The sequence below is a fragment of the Blastochloris viridis genome (genome assembly GCF_001402875.1).
In the GTDB taxonomy this organism is placed as follows: Bacteria; Pseudomonadota; Alphaproteobacteria; order Rhizobiales; family Xanthobacteraceae; genus Blastochloris; species Blastochloris viridis.
This window is the reverse complement of the sequence record NZ_CP012946.1, coordinates 350,001-365,778: the sequence shown is the minus strand read 5'-3', so window position 1 is coordinate 365,778 and position 15,778 is coordinate 350,001. Positions and strand designations below refer to the sequence as shown.

At 72.2% G+C, this 15,778-nt stretch carries 14 protein-coding genes and 1 tRNA gene (1 of these 15 running past the window's edge); 11 read left to right on the top strand and 4 right to left on the bottom strand.

Translation table 11 applies throughout. The features are described 5' to 3' along the window. Positions 1 to 3: 3 nt before the first annotated feature. Positions 4 to 1,281, bottom strand: coding sequence for an alkaline phosphatase family protein (locus tag BVIR_RS01670; protein ID WP_055036150.1), 1,278 nt, complete (start codon positions 1,279 to 1,281; stop codon positions 4 to 6). 91 nt (positions 1,282 to 1,372) lie between these two features. Here BVIR_RS01670 and BVIR_RS01665 point away from each other — a divergent pair, with 91 nt between their 5' ends. Genes BVIR_RS01665 through BVIR_RS01635 form a run of 7 tightly spaced genes read left to right on the top strand, consistent with a single transcriptional unit; the run spans position 1,373 to position 9,607 of the window. Then, on the top strand, positions 1,373 to 2,896 hold the full coding sequence (locus BVIR_RS01665) for an alkaline phosphatase family protein (RefSeq protein ID WP_055036149.1): 1,524 nt from the start codon (positions 1,373 to 1,375) through the stop codon (positions 2,894 to 2,896). A 14-nt stretch (positions 2,897 to 2,910) separates the two neighbouring features. Beyond that, positions 2,911 to 4,662 carry a B12-binding domain-containing radical SAM protein gene (locus BVIR_RS01660; RefSeq protein WP_055036148.1) on the top strand — a complete coding sequence of 584 codons (1,752 nt, stop codon included), beginning with the start codon at positions 2,911 to 2,913 and terminating at the stop codon, positions 4,660 to 4,662. Next, on the top strand, positions 4,659 to 5,759 hold the full coding sequence (locus BVIR_RS01655; protein WP_055036147.1) for a radical SAM protein: 1,101 nt from the start codon (positions 4,659 to 4,661) through the stop codon (positions 5,757 to 5,759). Before BVIR_RS01660 ends, BVIR_RS01655 begins: the two co-directional genes overlap by 4 nt. After that, on the top strand, positions 5,756 to 7,939 hold the full coding sequence (locus BVIR_RS01650) for an AMP-binding protein (protein ID WP_169788565.1): 2,184 nt from the start codon (positions 5,756 to 5,758) through the stop codon (positions 7,937 to 7,939). The genes BVIR_RS01655 and BVIR_RS01650 overlap by 4 nt, the downstream gene beginning before the upstream one ends. A gap of 14 nt (positions 7,940 to 7,953) precedes the next feature. Beyond that, entirely contained in the window at positions 7,954 to 8,223 is a 270-nt protein-coding gene (locus BVIR_RS01645) for a phosphopantetheine-binding protein (RefSeq protein WP_055036145.1), read from the top strand. Further along, positions 8,220 to 8,954, top strand: a complete 735-nt coding sequence (locus BVIR_RS01640; protein WP_060832942.1) for an SDR family NAD(P)-dependent oxidoreductase — start codon at positions 8,220 to 8,222, stop codon at positions 8,952 to 8,954. Before BVIR_RS01645 ends, BVIR_RS01640 begins: the two co-directional genes overlap by 4 nt. Then, positions 8,954 to 9,607, top strand: coding sequence for a PIG-L deacetylase family protein (locus BVIR_RS01635; RefSeq protein WP_055036143.1), 654 nt, complete (start codon positions 8,954 to 8,956; stop codon positions 9,605 to 9,607). The genes BVIR_RS01640 and BVIR_RS01635 overlap by 1 nt, the downstream gene beginning before the upstream one ends. On the opposite strand, the gene BVIR_RS01630 is transcribed toward BVIR_RS01635, so the two are convergent. After that, positions 9,588 to 10,448 carry a glycosyltransferase family 2 protein gene (locus BVIR_RS01630; RefSeq protein WP_055036142.1) on the bottom strand — a complete coding sequence of 287 codons (861 nt, stop codon included), beginning with the start codon at positions 10,446 to 10,448 and terminating at the stop codon, positions 9,588 to 9,590. The genes BVIR_RS01635 and BVIR_RS01630 overlap by 20 nt on opposite strands. A 23-nt stretch (positions 10,449 to 10,471) precedes the next feature. Between BVIR_RS01630 and BVIR_RS01625 the strand changes: the two genes are divergently transcribed. The 4 genes from BVIR_RS01625 to BVIR_RS01610 all read left to right on the top strand — a co-directional run bounded on the left by BVIR_RS01625 (position 10,472) and on the right by BVIR_RS01610 (position 15,279). Then, positions 10,472 to 11,185, top strand: coding sequence for a hypothetical protein (locus tag BVIR_RS01625; RefSeq protein WP_055036141.1), 714 nt, complete (start codon positions 10,472 to 10,474; stop codon positions 11,183 to 11,185). Beyond that, positions 11,182 to 12,153, top strand: coding sequence for a class I SAM-dependent methyltransferase (locus tag BVIR_RS01620; RefSeq protein WP_055036140.1), 972 nt, complete (start codon positions 11,182 to 11,184; stop codon positions 12,151 to 12,153). Before BVIR_RS01625 ends, BVIR_RS01620 begins: the two co-directional genes overlap by 4 nt. A gap of 57 nt (positions 12,154 to 12,210) precedes the next feature. Beyond that, positions 12,211 to 13,119, top strand: a complete 909-nt coding sequence (locus tag BVIR_RS01615) for an ROK family protein (RefSeq protein WP_055036139.1) — start codon at positions 12,211 to 12,213, stop codon at positions 13,117 to 13,119. Between the two features lie 231 nt (positions 13,120 to 13,350). After that, a complete protein-coding gene (locus tag BVIR_RS01610; RefSeq protein ID WP_145911904.1) occupies positions 13,351 to 15,279 on the top strand; it encodes an ABC transporter ATP-binding protein in 1,929 nt (642 codons plus the stop codon). A 97-nt stretch (positions 15,280 to 15,376) separates the two neighbouring features. Here the strand turns inward: BVIR_RS01610 and BVIR_RS01605 are convergent. Together BVIR_RS01605 and BVIR_RS01600 are read right to left on the bottom strand one after the other, a co-directional pair. Then, positions 15,377 to 15,453 (bottom strand) — tRNA-His (locus BVIR_RS01605). A gap of 91 nt (positions 15,454 to 15,544) precedes the next feature. Beyond that, positions 15,545 to 15,778: the 3' portion of an L-threonylcarbamoyladenylate synthase gene (locus BVIR_RS01600; RefSeq protein ID WP_055036137.1), read on the bottom strand. Its footprint extends 762 nt past the window's final position; only the last 234 of its 996 coding nucleotides appear in the window; its start codon lies off the right edge, out of view; its stop codon occupies positions 15,545 to 15,547.

The following is a 15,778-nucleotide window of genomic DNA, read 5'->3' as shown; positions in this document are numbered from 1 at the left end:
GGCTCATCGGTGGGCCAGCACCGGCGCGCACCACGACGGGGCGTCGCGTCCGGCCAGTGCGGCGATCGTCGGCGCGATGCTCTCCAGCGAGGCCGGCCGCGCCGTGTCGGCCACGGCGCGACCGCCCCGCACCAGCACGAAGCCGTCGTCGCGATGCCAACCGGTCTGCAGATGGCGATTGACGTGGCGGGCCCAGCGCGGGTCACCGCCCGGCGGCCGGGCAGGGTCGGCCGGAATCACCACGATGTCGGGCGCCTCGGCCAGCGCCGGTCCGTCATAGACCTCCTCGCGCGGCAGCGCGGCGGCGACCAGCCGCGCGCCGTCCTCGGCCCGCGCCTCGAGCAGGCACCCGATCACCTCCTGGCGCAGCGTCGGGTCCGATCCGGGCGCTGCCAGCACGATGCCGTGGCTGCCCTGCACCGCCTCCCGCGCGCGGGTGCGTGGCGATACCGCCTCGCCGTTCGGATCGTCGTGGCAGAAGCCGGCGGCGGCCAGCGCGCGGTTGAGCGACTCGAAGCGGACCAGCGGACCGAACCCGATCTCCGACAGCACCAGCAGCGGATCGGTGCCGGCAAGATCGTCGAGCGCCGCCAGCGCCCGGTCGACGAAGGCGTAGCCCGCCAGCACCGCCGGCTCAGCCGCGCCCGGCGCCGCCAGTTCGTGCCAGAGGAAATGGGACAGCCGGTCGGCCACCGTGAGATTGACGATGAGAAGGTCGTGGCCGCGGCCGACCGCGAGCGCGGTTTCCAACTGATAGCGCGCCACCGCCAGCACCCGGTCGCGGAACGAGGCCGCCGGCTCGCCACGATAGAACACCGAGACGTCGTGGCCGTAGCGAAGCCCCCGCCGCCTCATCTCGTGCTCGAATCCCGGCGGGTAGGCATAGCGCAGCGTCTGCTGCATCAGATAGGCGAGCAGCACACCGTCGAGCGGCGTGGGCGGATAGGTGAGCTGGACATTGAGCACCGCGATCCGCAGCCCGGCCAGCTCCCGCCACACCCACAGCCAGGGTTGGCGCACGTCGCCGCTGGTCAGCACAGCGGGCGGGCCGCCGTCATCGCCGCGAATCCGCCAGTAGGAATAGCAGCCGTGGTGGCCGCGGCCGCGGCCGGTGAAGGCGGTGGCGAGGTTCGACGGCTCATAGGGCGCCGGCCCGCACGGCAGCCGCCACCACGGCGCCGCCGCCAGATGCCGGGTCAGCCACGGGCAGGCCGCCCGGCCGCGGGGCGTGGCCAGCAACCCCAGATCGAGGCCCTCGGTGACGGCGACGACAGCGACCATTGCGCGCTCGCTAAAGTTGCGTAATGATATCGCAAAACCTAGACGTGTCCACCGCCGTCCAGCCGGTGCGCATGAGGAAGGCCCAGCCGCCATGACCGGACACCGCACCCGACCCCGCCCGCGGCTGGTGATCGTCGGCATCGACGGTGCGTCCGACCGGCTGGTCGGCCGCTGGTGCGCCGAAGGCAGGCTGCCGACGCTGGCGCGCCTTGCGGCAGCGCAGCCGCGGGCGCCGCTGATGACGCCGTTCCCCCCGCACACCGCGCCGGGCTGGGCCAGCATGTTCACCGGCGTCGGGCCGGGCGAGCACGGCATCTACCAGTTCTGGCAGCTGCAGGCGCCGAATTATCGCCCCGCCCTCGTCACCGTCGGCGATTTCGGCCGCGAGCCGCTGTGGCGCACGCTGGAGCGCCACGGCCTCGCGGTCGGCCTCTACCACGTGCCGATGACCCATCCGCCGGCGCCGCTCGAGCGCGGCTTCATGGTGACATGGCCGCTGACGCCGACGCTCGGCTACGCCCACCCCAAGGACCTCATCCACGACCTGGCGCGGCAGGGCCTGCACTACCAGTCCGACCTCGTCACCATGTACCGCGACGACGTCGACTACCTCACCGCCGCCTGCGAGCAGATCGAGCGCAAGACCGACACCATTCTCTATCTGCTCGAGGCGCGCCCGGTCGACGTCCTGATCGCGGTGTTCACCGAGGTCGACCGCGTCTCGCACTATTATTGGGGACAGGGCGATGAGCCCGGCCCCGAGGTCGAGACCGCCTACCGTGCCATCGACCGCGCGCTGGAGCGGCTGCTCGACGCCATCGACGATGACGTGCCGGTGGTGGTGGCCTCCGACCACGGCTTCGGCCTCTGCCGCGCCACCTTCAACGTCAATGCGCTGCTGGAGCAAGCCGGCCTGCTCGCCTGCCGCGCCAGCGCGGCCGACGCCGCCGCCCCGCGCTGCTGCAAGCGCTTCTTCACCGACGTCGACGCCGCGCTCGCCGCCGGCTGGTTCACCGCCGCCGACAGCGGCCGCACCGTCGATTGGAGCGCAACGCGCGCCTTCATGCCCGCGCCCGGCTGCTTCGGCGTCAACCTCAACCGGCGCGGCCGCCAGCGCGACGGCATCGTCGGCGACGATGCCGAGGCGGTCGCCCGCGACGTCATCGACGCCATCGCCGCCGTCCGGCTCGACGACCAGCCGGTGTTCGACGTGGTGCCGCGCGAAAGCGTCTATTGCGGTCACCGTGTCGCGGATGCCCCGGACCTGATCCTGCTGCCGCGCCGCTGGGACGTGATGGCGGCACCCGCCGTCGCTGACGGGCTGTGGGGGCCGCCGGCCCAGGCCGGCATCCACCGCCCCGACGGCATCCTGTTCGCCCGCGGGCTGTCGCTCGCCGCGCCGGCACGCGACTACGCCGTCGAGGACGTTGCGCCGACCTGCCTCGCCCGGCTCGGCCTGCCGGTCCCCGACCACCTCGACGGCACCGTTCGCGACGCCGACGCCGTGGCACCGGCGCGCGAGCGGGCCCGCCGTTTCGGCGCCTCGCCCGCCGCCCGCAATCTCGCCGATCAGGTCGAGATCGAGCGGCGCCTCGCCCAGCTCGGCTATCTGTGAGGGAACGCGCCGTGATGGAGTGGTCCGACCTCACGCCACGGATCGAGCTGTCGAGGCCGCGACCGCTGCGGGTGGCGCTGCCGGTCCTGCTGTGCGGCGATCTGGTCGACAGCCCCGAGCACCTTGGGCCGGCCTACATCGCCGCGGTGCTGCGCGCCGCCGGGGCCGAGGTCGCCATCATCGAGGCCGAACTCGACCGCGACGACGACGCCCTCGCCGAGATCATCGCGCTGCGGCCGGACATCGTCGGCATCGGCCTCACCACGGTCGCGGTCGAGCCGGCCCGCCGGTTCGGCGCCCGCCTGCGCGCGGCGCTGGGTCCGGCGCCGCTGATCGTCGGCGGCGGCGCGGTGGCGACCCATCTCGGCGCCACGCTGCTGACGAACTCGGGCTGGCAGTTCCTCGACGCCGTGGTGCGCGGCGAGGGCGAAATCCCGATGCTGCGCCTTGCCGAGACGGTGCATGGCGGCGGCGACCTCGGCGCGGTGCCGAGCCTGTGCTGGCGCCGCGCCGACGGCACCATCGCCGAGACGGCGATCCAGCGCGGCGCCTCCGACCTCGACCGCCTGCCATTTCCCGCCCGCGACCAGCTCGCCCGCCACGGCGGCCGGCTGCCCTATGTGCGCCTTTCCACCAGCCGCGGCTGCACCGGCCGCTGCGCCTTCTGCAACGCGCCGCATAGCCGCAATGGCGTCGGGCCGGCGGCGAAGCCCTGGCGCGGCGCCTCGCCCCGCCGCATCGTCGACGAGATCGCGGCGCTGGTCGGCCGCTTCGGCTGCAACACCTTCGATTTCATCGACTCCACCTTCGAGGACCCCGGCGGCGGCGAGATCGGCAAGGCGCGGGTCCGCGCCATCGCCGAGGAGATCATCGCCCGCAACCTCCGCATCTATTTCAACGTGTTCATGCAGGCCCAAAATTGGAGCGCGGCCGACCAGCCGCTGCTCGAGCTGCTGTGGCGGGCGGGACTGGAAAAGGTCTGCGTCGGCATCGAGTCCGGCAACGACGCCGACCTTGAGCGCTGGCACAAGCGCTCCCGGCTTGCCGACAACACCCGCATCATCGCGCTGCTGCGCCGGCTCGGGGTGCATGTCGCGTTCGGCTTCATCGCCTTCCATCCGTGGTCGAGCTTCGACACCGTGCGGGCCAACCACGCTTTCCTGCGCGACCATGTCGGCCACAATCTGCGGCGCTTTACCGTTCGGCTCGAACTCTATCCGGGGGCAGAGGTGGTCGAGACCCTGGCGTCCGCGGGCATGCTGTCGCCCGACTTCCATCAGACGCTCAACCCCTACGCCTACCGTTACCGCGACGAGCGCATTCAGCGCCTGGCGAGCTGCCTCAGCGCCATCTTCGACGAGGAGTATTCGCACAACAGCACGCTGCGCGAGGTCCCCGCCGTGTTCCGGTTCGAGACCTACGACATCGTGCTCCACAATTTCATCAGCCGGATCGCACGGGCGTACCCCGGCGACGGCGTCGCCGGTGACATTCTCGCCGGGTTCCGCACCGAGCTCGCCGCGATCAAGCACGAGATGGCCCGGCACAATTTCGCGCTGGTGTGCGAACTGACCGACCGCGCTGAGACCGGCCGGCTCGAGGTCGCCGACGCCCGGCGCTGGGCGGCACCGACCCAGCGCCTGTTCCTCGACCGCATCGAGCAGATCGAACGCCTCAAGATGCGCTACGGGCTGCGGCTGCGCCGGCACGGCATCGACGTCGCCGCCATCGCCGCCGCCAGCCAGCCCGCGAGGATTTCGGCATGAGCGGCACGCTGCTTGGCAACGACCTCGTCATCAACGAGACCGACTGCAACCTGTCATGCGCCTACTGCCTGACCGGCCAGAGCAACCTCAAGCGTTCGCACCGCGAACAGCTGATTTTCGCGCCACCGCAGCGCGGCTGCTACAGCGCGAGCACGCCGCTCGGCCAACGCATCGACACGGTGATCGAGCGCATCGCCACCGAGTTCGGCACGCCGCTGCTCAAGATCACCGGCGGCGAGGTGTTCCTGGTGCAGAACGTGCTAGACTTGGTCGAGGCCGCGGCGCAGCGGTTCGCTTCGGTGGTGGTGCAGACCAACGCCGCCCTGCTCCGGCCCGAGCACCTTCGACGGCTCGCGCAGCATTCCAACGTCACGCTGCAAATCTCGCTCGATTCGCACCTGTTCGAGGGCAACAGCTTCCGGGTGCCGCGCGGCGACCTCCACGACAAGATCATCGCCCGCATCGCCGCAGCGATCGAAGCCGGGCTGCCGCTCGAGGTGTACGCCGTCGTCCATTCGCGCAGCGCCCAACACCTCGTGGCGTTCGCCGCCTGGCTGGACCGGTTCGGCACCGAACTTCGGTTCCTGCCGTTCCCGGTCCGCGGGCCGGACAGCGCGCACTTCGCCTGCCGGCCCGACCAGATCGGCCATGTCGAGGCACTGGCGGCGGCGTTCGAGCGCTTCGCCCGCATCCTGCCGCCCAAAGCCTATCTCGACCGGCTGGTGCGGTTTCTCCACGACGGCGGCCGCAGCGCCCGCTGCCACCTGCCGCGACTGGTGGTGTCGAGCTTCAGCGACGGCACCATCACCGCCTGTCCCAACATCTGGTTCAGCGAACTCGGCAACGCCGCCGGCGACGGCTGGCAGGCGGCGCTGGCGCGGGTCGGCCGCGCCCCGCTCTATCGCGCCCTGCTGGCGCCGCGGCCACGGCTCGCCGCCTGCCGCGGCTGCTTCACGCCATGGGACCTGCTGTCGCTCTATTTCGACGACGACATCTCGCTGGACGAATTGTGCGCCAGCCCGCCCTACCGCCCCGCCGCGGTGCGCGAGCGGATCGCCGGCATCAAGGCCGAGCACGTTGCGGAGCACGCGGCATGATGGACGCGGTGCTCGCCCAAGGCTCGCTGCTCGCGCCGCTGCGGCTGCGGCCGAATGACGGCGCGCTGCTTCCGGGCTGGCCGCGGACGCGCGTGCTCGACTGGGTTGACGGCGAGTCGGCGCAGATCGGCGAGCTCGACGGCGAGATCATCGCCATGCCGCTCGCCAACGACGGGCCGAGCCTATTGGCGCTGCTGCTGATCGGGGCGTGCGGCGGCGCGGCGCTGCCGCTGGCGCCGGAGGCGACCGAGCGCGAACAGGCATCGGCGATGGCGCGCGCCGGCGCCGGGCGTCGCTTGGTGCCGGGCGAGCGGCCGCGGCTGATCGGCCCGCCCGGCCAGGCCCGGCTGAGGCCGGGGGACGTCGTGCTGGCGACATCGGCCTCGACCGGCGCGGCGAAGCTGGTCCCACGCAGCGCGGCGTCGCTGATCGCGGAAGGACAGCGCTATGCCGACCTGCTGCGGCTCGGCGGCGGAGCGCACATCCTGGTGCCGGCGCCGCTGGTGCATGCCTACGCGCTCGGCTGGTTCGCCGCCTGCGTGGTGGGCGGCTGGTGTGCCGACCCGCTGCCGCCGGCTGCGCTCGGCGCCATCGCCGCGGCAATGGCGCAGGGTGCCGACTGGACGGTGATGACGCCGGCGCTGGCGCGCCTGCTGGCGGCGCGGCCGGGCCGCGGCACCGCGGCGCGCTGCCGGGTGATGGTTGGCGCCGGCCCGGTGACGGCCGAGCTCGACCGCGCCTTTCGCGACCGCTTTGCAGTCGGCCTCGCCCGCAATTACGGCTCGACCGAGACCGGCGCGGTGCTGTCCGGCTTCGAGGAGCTGCCGCCCGGCTGCGTCGGCACGCCGATGCCGGGCGCCACCATTCGCATCATCGACCACCAAGGCGTCGCCGCTGCCACCGGCACCCCCGGCCTGATCGAGGTTCTCACCCCGGCCGGCTGGCACGCCATGGCCGACGTCGCGGTGGCGGACGGCGAGGGCCGGGTGACCATTCTCGGCCGCCACAGCGCCGCGCTGCGCCGCGGCGACCGCTGGATCGCGCCGCTCGAGGTCGAGCAACACCTGGCGGCGTTCCCCGGCCTGCGGGCGCTGCGGGTCGCCAAATCGACCCCGGCCGCCGGCGGGCGCGACCGCCTGGTCGCCGAGCTGTGGCCCACCGACCCGGCGTCGTTCGACCGCGCGGCGTTTTCCGCCTTTGCCGAGGCCACGCTGCAGCCGGCGATGCGGCCGGACGACGTCCGTGTCCGCACCGTGCTGACGCGGACCGACGGCGGCAAGATCGCCGCGCCGGCGGTGTGGCGGCGCGGCCCGCCTGACCGGGTGGCGGCGGCGGCGCGAGCCTACAAGCGCAGCGAGCTGGCGTTCGCGCTGGATGCCGCCGGCGTGCTCGGCGCCCTCGACGGCAACAACACCACCGACGCCATCGCCGCCGACCTCGGCCTCGATCCGGGGCTGCTCGAACTGCTGCTGCGCCTTGCCGGGCAGTTCGGTTTGGTCGAGCCGGCCGGCGCCGGACCGGCGCCGCCGCACCGCCCGACCGCGCTCGAGGCGCAACTGTCGGCCGTCGTCGTCACCCGCCAGCACCTGCTCGAGCTGATGAGGTCAGGCTTCGCCGGCCGGCGCGACGCCTTCGCCGATCCCGCTCTCACCGCGAGCTATCTGGACGCCATGAACGGCGCCGCGGTGGCATTCCGGGTCCGCTTCGGTTTGCGCCAGCTTGGCCTGCCGCCGGGCGCTCGCCTGCTGGAGGTGAGCGCCGGGCCAGGGCGCTACGGCAAGGCGGCCGGCGACCGCGTGGTCTCCGCGCTGTGGGCGGTCGGCCCGGCGGCCTGCCCCACCGGCCCCGCGGCAGCGCCGCCCGCCGGCGGTCCGTTCGACGCCATCGTGCTGTTCAACGGCCTGCGCTGGGTGCCAGACCGGCTCGCCGAGCTCGCCGCCACCCTCAGCGCCGGCGGCACCCTGCTGATCGACGAGCTGTTCCTGGAGGATGACGACGCCTCGGCGGAGTTCGCCCTCGACTGGATCACGCACGGCGGCCCCGCCTTCCTGACCCTGGCCGAGCTGACTGCGGCGCTCGCCGACCTCGGCCTTGAGGTCGAGGTCAAGGCAGTGCCGCGTTCCACGGCTGCGGACACAATCCAGGCGCGGCTGGTCCTGGCCCGCCATCCACCGGCCTGAATGAGGGCAACACCATGCAACCGATCCGAGAGCGCATTGCCGACACCATTCTCAAATCGCTGCGGCTGACCCAGCCGCCGGCATCGCTGGAGGGCTTGAACCTCTTGCGCGAGGTCGGCATCTCCTCGGTCGACGCGCTCGAGATCCTGATCGGCATCGAGGTCGAGTTCGGCGTCGAGATTCCCGACGAGGATCTGCGCAGCGACCTGCTCGAATCGCTCGACGTGCTGGAGGCCTACGTCCGCCGCCGGCTGGCGGCCGAGCCGCCGTCGGCAACGCAATGACCGCGCCGCCAATGGTCGCGGTGACAGGTGCGACCGGGCCGATCGGGGCCGAGATCTGCCGCGCGCTGGCGCGCACCATTCCGGTGGTGGTCGGGCTCTACCGCAGCCGCCACGACCGCGCCGACGCGCTCGGCGCCGAGATCGCCGCGGCGGGCGGCGACTTCCGGCCGCTGCGCTGCGACCTCCTCGAACCCGATGGGCCGCAGCGCGCCGTCCGCGACCTCAAGGCCACCGCCGGGGCGCCGACGGTGGTGGTGCTCGCGGCCGGCGCCAAGGTGCGCGGGCCGGCGCTCACGGCACGACCGGACGCGGTCGGGCCGCTGCTGCACCTCAACGTCGCGGCCCAGATCGAGTTCGCCCGCCTCACCCTGAAGGACATGATCAAGGCGCGGCACGGCCGCATCGTCGTCATCGGCTCGCGCGCCGGGCAGGCCGGCCTGCCCGGCCAGGCCGCCTATGCCGCCTCGAAGGCGGCGCTGGCGGCGTGGGCGGCCTCGCTGGCCGGCGAGGTCGGCGGCTTCGGCATCACCGTCAACGTGGTGTCGCCGGGGGCGATGGAGGACCGCGACAGCTACAGCGCCGAGGAGCAGCACCGGGTGGTCGAGCGCATCGGCTGCGCCCGACTCGGCACGCCGCGCGACGTCGCCGCCGCGGTGGCGTTTCTCGCCTCGGCCGAAGCCGCCTACATCAACGGCACCACCCTGGCGGTCGATGGCGGAGCGCGGTTCTGATGTCCGGGCGCGAGGTGTTCCTATCGCCGCACCCGGACGACGCGGTGTGGTCGTGCGGGATCGAGCTGCTCGGCGTCGCCGCAGCCGGAGCCCGCCCGCTGGTGGTGACGGTGTTCGACGGTGACGCCGCGTTGCCCGGCGAGGGCTGGCGCCGCGTCGCCACGCCGGCGCTGCGCCGGGCCGAGAACGCCGCGGCGCTGGCGCAGATCGGCGCCGACGCCCTCTCGCTCGGCTTGGTCGACGCGGCGCTGCGCACCGTCGGCGGCGCGCCGATCTATGCCGACGCACAGGCGTTGCGCGGCCCGCTTGCGACGGCCGACCGGGCGTTGCCGGTGGTGATCGCGGCCCGCCTCGCAGCAGTGGTGCATGCCGGCGACCGCCTCCACGTCCCGGCCGGCGGCGCGGGCGCGCACGTCGACCACCGCGTCGTCCGCCTCGCTGCAGCCGGCATCGCCGCACCGCAGCGGCACTACCCGGATTTTCCATACGCGCCGCGCCGCCATCCGGCCGCCGCCGATGCGGTGGAGCCGTGGATCGCGGCGGCGGCGCTCTACCGCAGCCAGGCCGTCGGCCTGTTCGGAAACCGGGCTGCCCTCGCGGCGGCGCTGCGGGCCTGGAATGGAGACAGCGATGTCACCGCCCCACGCCGCTGACCCCGTCCGCCGCCAGCGCGGCGCGATAGCGCTGGAGCGAGCCATCCGGCGCCAGCAGGCACGGCAGCGCGGCGACCGCGGGGCCGGGATGGAGGTCAAGAAACAGCTCGTGGGTGCGGGCGTGGGCGCCCCACCGTCCGGGCTGGACATGGGCGAGATGGTAGCCCACCGCGTCGGCGGCAAAGGCGATCGGCCCGACCTTTGCGGCGCGGTAGGCGAATTCGAGGTCCTCGCAGCCCCAGTCGCGGCCGAACCGCTCGTCCTGGCCGCCGAGGTCGGCCCAGGTCGATCGCCGCACCATGAAATTGGCGCCCGCCGCCGCCAGCCACGGCGGCAGCGCCGCCTCGCCGGCGACGAACCGCGCCTCGACCGCCTGCTCCAGCAGGCTGATGCCGAGCCGGTAGCCGACCGGGGCGAAGCCGGCCTGCGCCAGCGCCTGCGGCGCAAGCGGCGGGAACCCCGGCCCGCCGGCGGCGAAGTCGCGGCACGGCGCCGCCCCGAGCAGATCGCGAATACGGCCACGGCCGAGGATGCCGGCCGTCAGCGCCGCCTTGAGCCGCTGCAGCCAGTCCGGCGCGGTGAGCACATCGCCGTCGAGAAAGGCGAGCACGTCGCCGGTTGCCGCGCCCGCGCCGGCGTTGCGCGCCGCCGCCCGGCCACGGCCGCCGCCGCACACCAGCCGCCAGCCGGACGCGAGCGCGTCCAGGGCGGCCGGCACCTGCTCGGCGTCGACCACCAGGATGCGCTCGTCGGCGGCAGGACGGTGGGCGGCGGTCGCGGCCAGGCAGCACGCCAGTCGCGCGCCGGTCTCCCGTGTGATGACGATCAGGCTGACGGACATCGGGCCTCACGGCGGGGGACGGCATGACCGCGCACATTCCACACGTAAACCGCGCGCCGATTCAAGATGAAACCCTGCGGTTGCTGCCGCTCGCCATCACGACCGAGGACGAGGCGCGCGGCTGTGTCGCCGGCATCACCGCGCACGGCGCCTGGATCCGGCCATCGCCCATCCCCGCCACCTGGGCGGATGATCCCGGCGGGCCGTTTCGCTATCGCCGGTGGACGCGGGTGGCGGTGGCGGCGCACCCCGGCGCCGCGCGTCCCGAGGACCGCCTCCTCGCCGGCGCGCCGGCACCCGACGGCGCCGTGGCGGCGGCCGACTTTCGCGCCCTGCTCACTGCCGTCTGCGCCGACGACGTGACGACCGCACTGGCGGCGCCGCGCTCGGCCGGGCTGGTGCGGGCGCGCCTGCTCGACCTCTACGCCCGTCGCCACACCCGCGGCCGCACCTTCCTGCGGCTGGTGTTCGACGATGACGTTGGCGAACGGTTCGACTGGATCGTGCCGGAGACGGCGACCCGCCAGGCCTGCGCCCCGCACATCGGCGATGGCACGCTCGACCGTGGCTTCGCCGCGGCCTGGCTCGGCGAACGCGCCGAGGGCGAGGTGTTCCTCGCGCTCGGGCTCACCCTTCCCACCTCGCGCGAGGGCCGGTTCGCCGGCTGCCAGCCGCTGGTGGTCGGCATCCACCATCTGGTGCGGCCGGCGTCGCCGCGGCCCGGAGCTGGACCATGACCACCGATGCAGCGCCCGAACGGCTGCTGTTCTGGGCGATGGCCTACAAGCTGTCCGAACTGTTGATGCTCGCCGAGCGCGATGGCGCCCTCGCCGCGCTGGAACGCGGCGTCGGCGTCGAGGAGCTGGCCGGCGCCACCGGATGGCGCCCGGATTCGGCCGCCATCGTGCTGACGCTGCTCGGACGGGCCGGGCTGGTCGAGCACGACGCCGGGCGCTACCGGCTCTCGCCGGAGTTGACGCGCTACCGTGTGCTGCTTGCCTTGGAGCAGCGTCTGCACGACTGGCACCGAAGCCGCGACAGCCTCCGCCGCGCGCTGGTGTCGGACGAGACCAACGACCCGCTCGACGACCTCGATGACCCCGCCTTCGTCGCGGCCTTTGCGCAGGCGATGGCGGCGACCGCGCGCGAGACCGCGCTGCGGGTTCGCAAGATCATTGGTTCGGCCGGCGCGGCGCGGGTGGTCGACCTCGGCGGCGGCGACGGCAGCGTCGCGGCCGAACTCGCCGGCTTGCTGCCGGCCGCCCGCTTCCGCGTGGTCGACCGGCCCGCGCTACACCCCGCCTTCCAGGCTCGCGCCGATGGCGCCAACCATCGGATCGAATTCATCGCCGGCGATCTGCGCGATGCTGTGGTGGTGGCCGGCGCCGTCCGCAGCGCCGACCTGATCTTGCTGCTCAACGTCGCCCACCTGCTGGCGGACCACGCCCTCGACCGGCTGCTGCACGCCGCGCGCGGCGCAGCAAAGCCGGGCGCCACCTTGGTGGTACGCGACATGTTCCGCCAAGACGACGGCCCGCTTGCCCTCACCGACCTCATGCTGGTCGACTGGCTGAGATGCGGCGCCAGGTTCTGCGACGACATCGCCGACTTCACCGCACGGCTTAAGCGCGCCGGCTTCAGCGACGTCGCGGTGCGGGCGATGCCGGGCAGCGTCGACAAGTTCGTGACCGCCACGGTCGGGTGACACGAGCGCATGCCAATCAGGCCGAGGCAGCGTGGTCCGAGCACCGCGAAGGCAGACATGCCGCATTTCGTCCGCAAACCGGTTCCCGCGTCGGCGAAAGGTGCTGGGCCGGCCAAGCCCCGCGCCGCTGCGTCGGACGCGCTGCTGCCCCTGGCGCTGGACATCGGCGCAACCCACACCCGCGGCGTGGGGATGGTGCGCAGCGGCGAGGTCCGTTTCGTCCGGATCGCGACCCCACCGCCGCAGCAAGCCGGCACAACGCTGCGCGCGGTGGTCGAGCGGATCTGCGGCGATGCCGCCCCCGTTGGCGTCGGGCTGGCGCGCGCAGCCGGGCTCGATGCCGATGGCCGGATCGACGGCTGGCCAAGCCGGCCAGACTGGATCGGCCTCGGCCTCTCGGCGCTGGTGCGGCAGGCGACCGGCGGCGCGACGCTGTTCGACCTCGACGACGGCATGGCGGCGGCGGTGTGGGAATTCCATGCCGGCGGGTTCGGCGGCGCCGACACCGTTGCCGTGCTCAGCCTCGGCACCGGGCTCGGCGTCGGCCTCGTCCGCGGCGGCGCGCTGGTCGCGACCGGCGATGGCGCCGCGACGCTCGGCCACCTCCCGCTCGGCGATCCCGACCGGATCTGCCGCTGCGGCCGGCGCGGCTGCCTGCAGGCAACCCTGGCCGACCCGGCGCTGCCCGACGCCGCGTTCGCGCGGTGGCTGGCGCGAGCGAAAGACGGGCTGGCCGACCGCTTCGGCGTCTCCCGCCTCGTCGTCACCGGCGGCGCCGCCCGCTTCCGCGCCGACGCCTGCCGCAGCGTGGCCGGGGTGCACGTCTCGCACGAGCCCGACGCCGCCGCCGCGCTGGGCGCCGCGCAATTCGCCCGCGCAGGCGGCAAACTCGGCGCGGTCGCGCTCGACGCCGCCACCTTGGCCGCCATACGAACGGCGTTGGCGCCAAGCCTCACCGACCGATAGCAACCGCGCCGGATGCTGACGCATGGAGCCGTCGAACGCCCAAGATTTTCATTATTACAATCAATATCTTGCTGAAACTGCGCTCGGAACCGACGGCCGGCCGCCGGCGCCGTTGGTATAATTCCGCCAAGGCCGGGCGGAGGTGGTAAAACCAGAACGTTGCTGGTAGATGGGGCCGGGGACCCTGCTGTCTCCGCCGTCGCATCGTCGTGATCGAGCGGGAATTTTGGTGTGAGTACCGCCGGCATCGATGGGCCTTCCGCACGGCCTTTGCAGCAGCAGGACCGTCAGGTTTCCAGCTCAATCAACGGCTTGGCTGACAACGGACGACCGCGCCTTGACCGGCAACGGCCGGCCGGCCGCGGCGGCGTGACGCCGGTCGACCGAGATGAACCGACCACGGACGGGAGAAAGAACGACGTTATGGCGAACTCGGTATTGAACCGGTTTCTGAAACGAATACTCGGAAACGTCGGCGATGTTCTCGGCGAACTGAACCGCAAGGGATCGCTGGTTCTGATCGTCGTCATCATGTTCGCCGCCAGCATCGCCGAGATCGTTGGCGTTGCCAGCATTGCGCCGTTCGTGAACTACGTCGCTACCGGAAATATCGGCAATCCCCTGCTGAAGGAGGTTGTCGGCGCCATGCCGTTCTCCAGTCCGATTGTCGGGCTGGGGCTATTGTCGTTTACCGCACTTCTTATCGGCAACGCACTGCAGGTCGCCACGACTTACAGCATCTTCCAGTTCACCTGGCGTGCCGGCGAAATCCTCTCGACCCGAATTTTCGAGAACCTGCTGGCGCGGCCCTACGCCAGCTTTCTGAGCGGCAATTCCAGCGAGGCGCTGACGACGCTGTCTGTCAACGTGACCAGCACGGTCGCCAACGTTCTGGTCCCGCTGCTGTCCAACGTCGCGCGCTTCGTCTCGATCTTCGCCATCGTCACCTTGCTCGTTGGCGTCGAGCCGATGATCGCCGCGATCGCCTTTCTGGTGGCGGGCGGAAGTTATTTCGTCGTTTTCAAGATGCTGGCGCCGCTGATCGCCAAGCACGGCCGGAAAACCTATTCCTACCGCATCCAGATGCATAAGATTGCTGCGGAGATGTGCAGCGGCATCGCCGAGGTTAAGGTTTTCTCCTGCGAGGCCTATTTCGCCAAACGGTTCGCGGCCATGGCCCACGCCTCGGGCGCCGCAGACGCCCGCAGCCAGATCATGCGGCAGGTGCCGCGCTACGCCATCGAAGCGGTCGCGTTCGGCGGCATGATCATCATCGTCATCGTGCTGGTCTCGACCCGCTCGGGCAGCGGCGACGTATGGCCGCTGCTTGCCATCTACGCGGTCGCGGCTTGGCGCCTGCTGCCGTCGGCACAGCAGATTTTCCACAACGTCACCTCGATCCGGCACCATTGGGCGGCGCTGGAGGCGGTGAATCGCGAACTCGGGCAGTGTCGCCCCGCAATAACCGCGAGGGAAGCGCCGCCTTCGGCTGCGACCGCGGGCACGGCCAGAGGCGTGGAGTTCCGAGACGTCCGCTTCAGCTATTCCGAGGGCATGCCGCCGGTACTCGACGGCCTGTCGTTTCGGGTCGAAGCGGGCGAAATCCTCGGCATCGTCGGTCCCAGCGGAACCGGCAAGACCACCATCCTGGCCCTGGCGCTCGGCCTGCTCGAGCCACGGGCCGGGACGGTTCACATCAACGGGCTGCCACCACAGCAACTCGCCGCCGGCGGGCGGGTGGCCTACGTGCCCCAGCACCCGGCGTTTCAGGATGACAGCATCCGCCGCAACGTCGCGTTCGGCATCGACGATGACGCCATCGACGACGGCCGCGTCCGCGCCGCGCTGGCCGCGACCGGCCTGCTGCCGACCCTTGAGGCGCTGCCGCAGGGGCTCGCCACCCGGGTCGGCGAACACGGCAGCAACCTGTCGGGCGGCCAGCGCCAGCGGCTGGCGCTGGCACGGGCGCTCTACCGCGACCCGGTGCTCATCGTGCTCGACGAATTCACCAGCGCCCTCGACGACGAGACCGAGCGCCAACTGCTGGATGTTCTTGAGGACATGTTGGCCGGGCGGACCGTTCTAACCGTGACTCATCGCTCGGACGTGTTGAGGATTTGCCATCGTGTCTTGAACCTCGCACAGCGACGGCTGTCATGACGCGGCGGCGAGCCTGGGCGTTGCGAACCGGCGCCATGGTCCCGGCATTTCGGGGATCGGCTTTTTCGTTCGCGCAGGGCGCAGCCCTCCGCGGCGATGGTACAGCTGGGTGGACTCGAACCACCGACCTCCTGATCCACAGTCAGGCGCTCTAACCAACTGAGCTACAGCTGCATAACGCGAGGGCCGTTCTGTAAGCTGGGGGTGCGATGATTTCAAGCGCTGCCATGGGGTTCGGCACAAAATTCCCCGAATAGGCCGCCCGTCAACGCGGCGCGGCGGCGCGGCGCAGCCGGTCGTGGATCGCCTCGCCAAGCCCCGCCGCCGGAATCGGCGCCACCGCGATGGACGCGGCGCCGGAGCGGTCGAGCGCGCGCAAATGGGCATAGAGGTTGGCGGCAGCCTCCACGAGGTCGCCCGACGGCGACAGGTCGAGCCGCGACGCTTCCGGATGGCCCGCCCCGATGCCGCTGGCACCGAAATCGAGCAGCGCTTCGCC

Excerpts from the sequence above, each read along its gene's own strand:
- BVIR_RS01670 (WP_055036150.1), bottom strand. The coding sequence starts at position 1,281 with ATGGTCGCTGTCGTCGCCGTCACCGAGGGCCTCGATCTGGGGTTGCTG.
- BVIR_RS01665 (WP_055036149.1), top strand. The coding sequence starts at position 1,373 with ATGACCGGACACCGCACCCGACCCCGCCCGCGGCTGGTGATCGTCGGC.
- BVIR_RS01660 (WP_055036148.1), top strand. The coding sequence starts at position 2,911 with ATGGAGTGGTCCGACCTCACGCCACGGATCGAGCTGTCGAGGCCGCGA.
- BVIR_RS01655 (WP_055036147.1), top strand. The coding sequence starts at position 4,659 with ATGAGCGGCACGCTGCTTGGCAACGACCTCGTCATCAACGAGACCGAC.
- BVIR_RS01650 (WP_169788565.1), top strand. The coding sequence starts at position 5,756 with ATGATGGACGCGGTGCTCGCCCAAGGCTCGCTGCTCGCGCCGCTGCGG.
- BVIR_RS01645 (WP_055036145.1), top strand. The coding sequence starts at position 7,954 with ATGCAACCGATCCGAGAGCGCATTGCCGACACCATTCTCAAATCGCTG.
- BVIR_RS01640 (WP_060832942.1), top strand. The coding sequence starts at position 8,220 with ATGACCGCGCCGCCAATGGTCGCGGTGACAGGTGCGACCGGGCCGATC.
- BVIR_RS01635 (WP_055036143.1), top strand. The coding sequence starts at position 8,954 with ATGTCCGGGCGCGAGGTGTTCCTATCGCCGCACCCGGACGACGCGGTG.
- BVIR_RS01630 (WP_055036142.1), bottom strand. The coding sequence starts at position 10,448 with ATGTCCGTCAGCCTGATCGTCATCACACGGGAGACCGGCGCGCGACTG.
- BVIR_RS01625 (WP_055036141.1), top strand. The coding sequence starts at position 10,472 with ATGACCGCGCACATTCCACACGTAAACCGCGCGCCGATTCAAGATGAA.
- BVIR_RS01620 (WP_055036140.1), top strand. The coding sequence starts at position 11,182 with ATGACCACCGATGCAGCGCCCGAACGGCTGCTGTTCTGGGCGATGGCC.
- BVIR_RS01615 (WP_055036139.1), top strand. The coding sequence starts at position 12,211 with ATGCCGCATTTCGTCCGCAAACCGGTTCCCGCGTCGGCGAAAGGTGCT.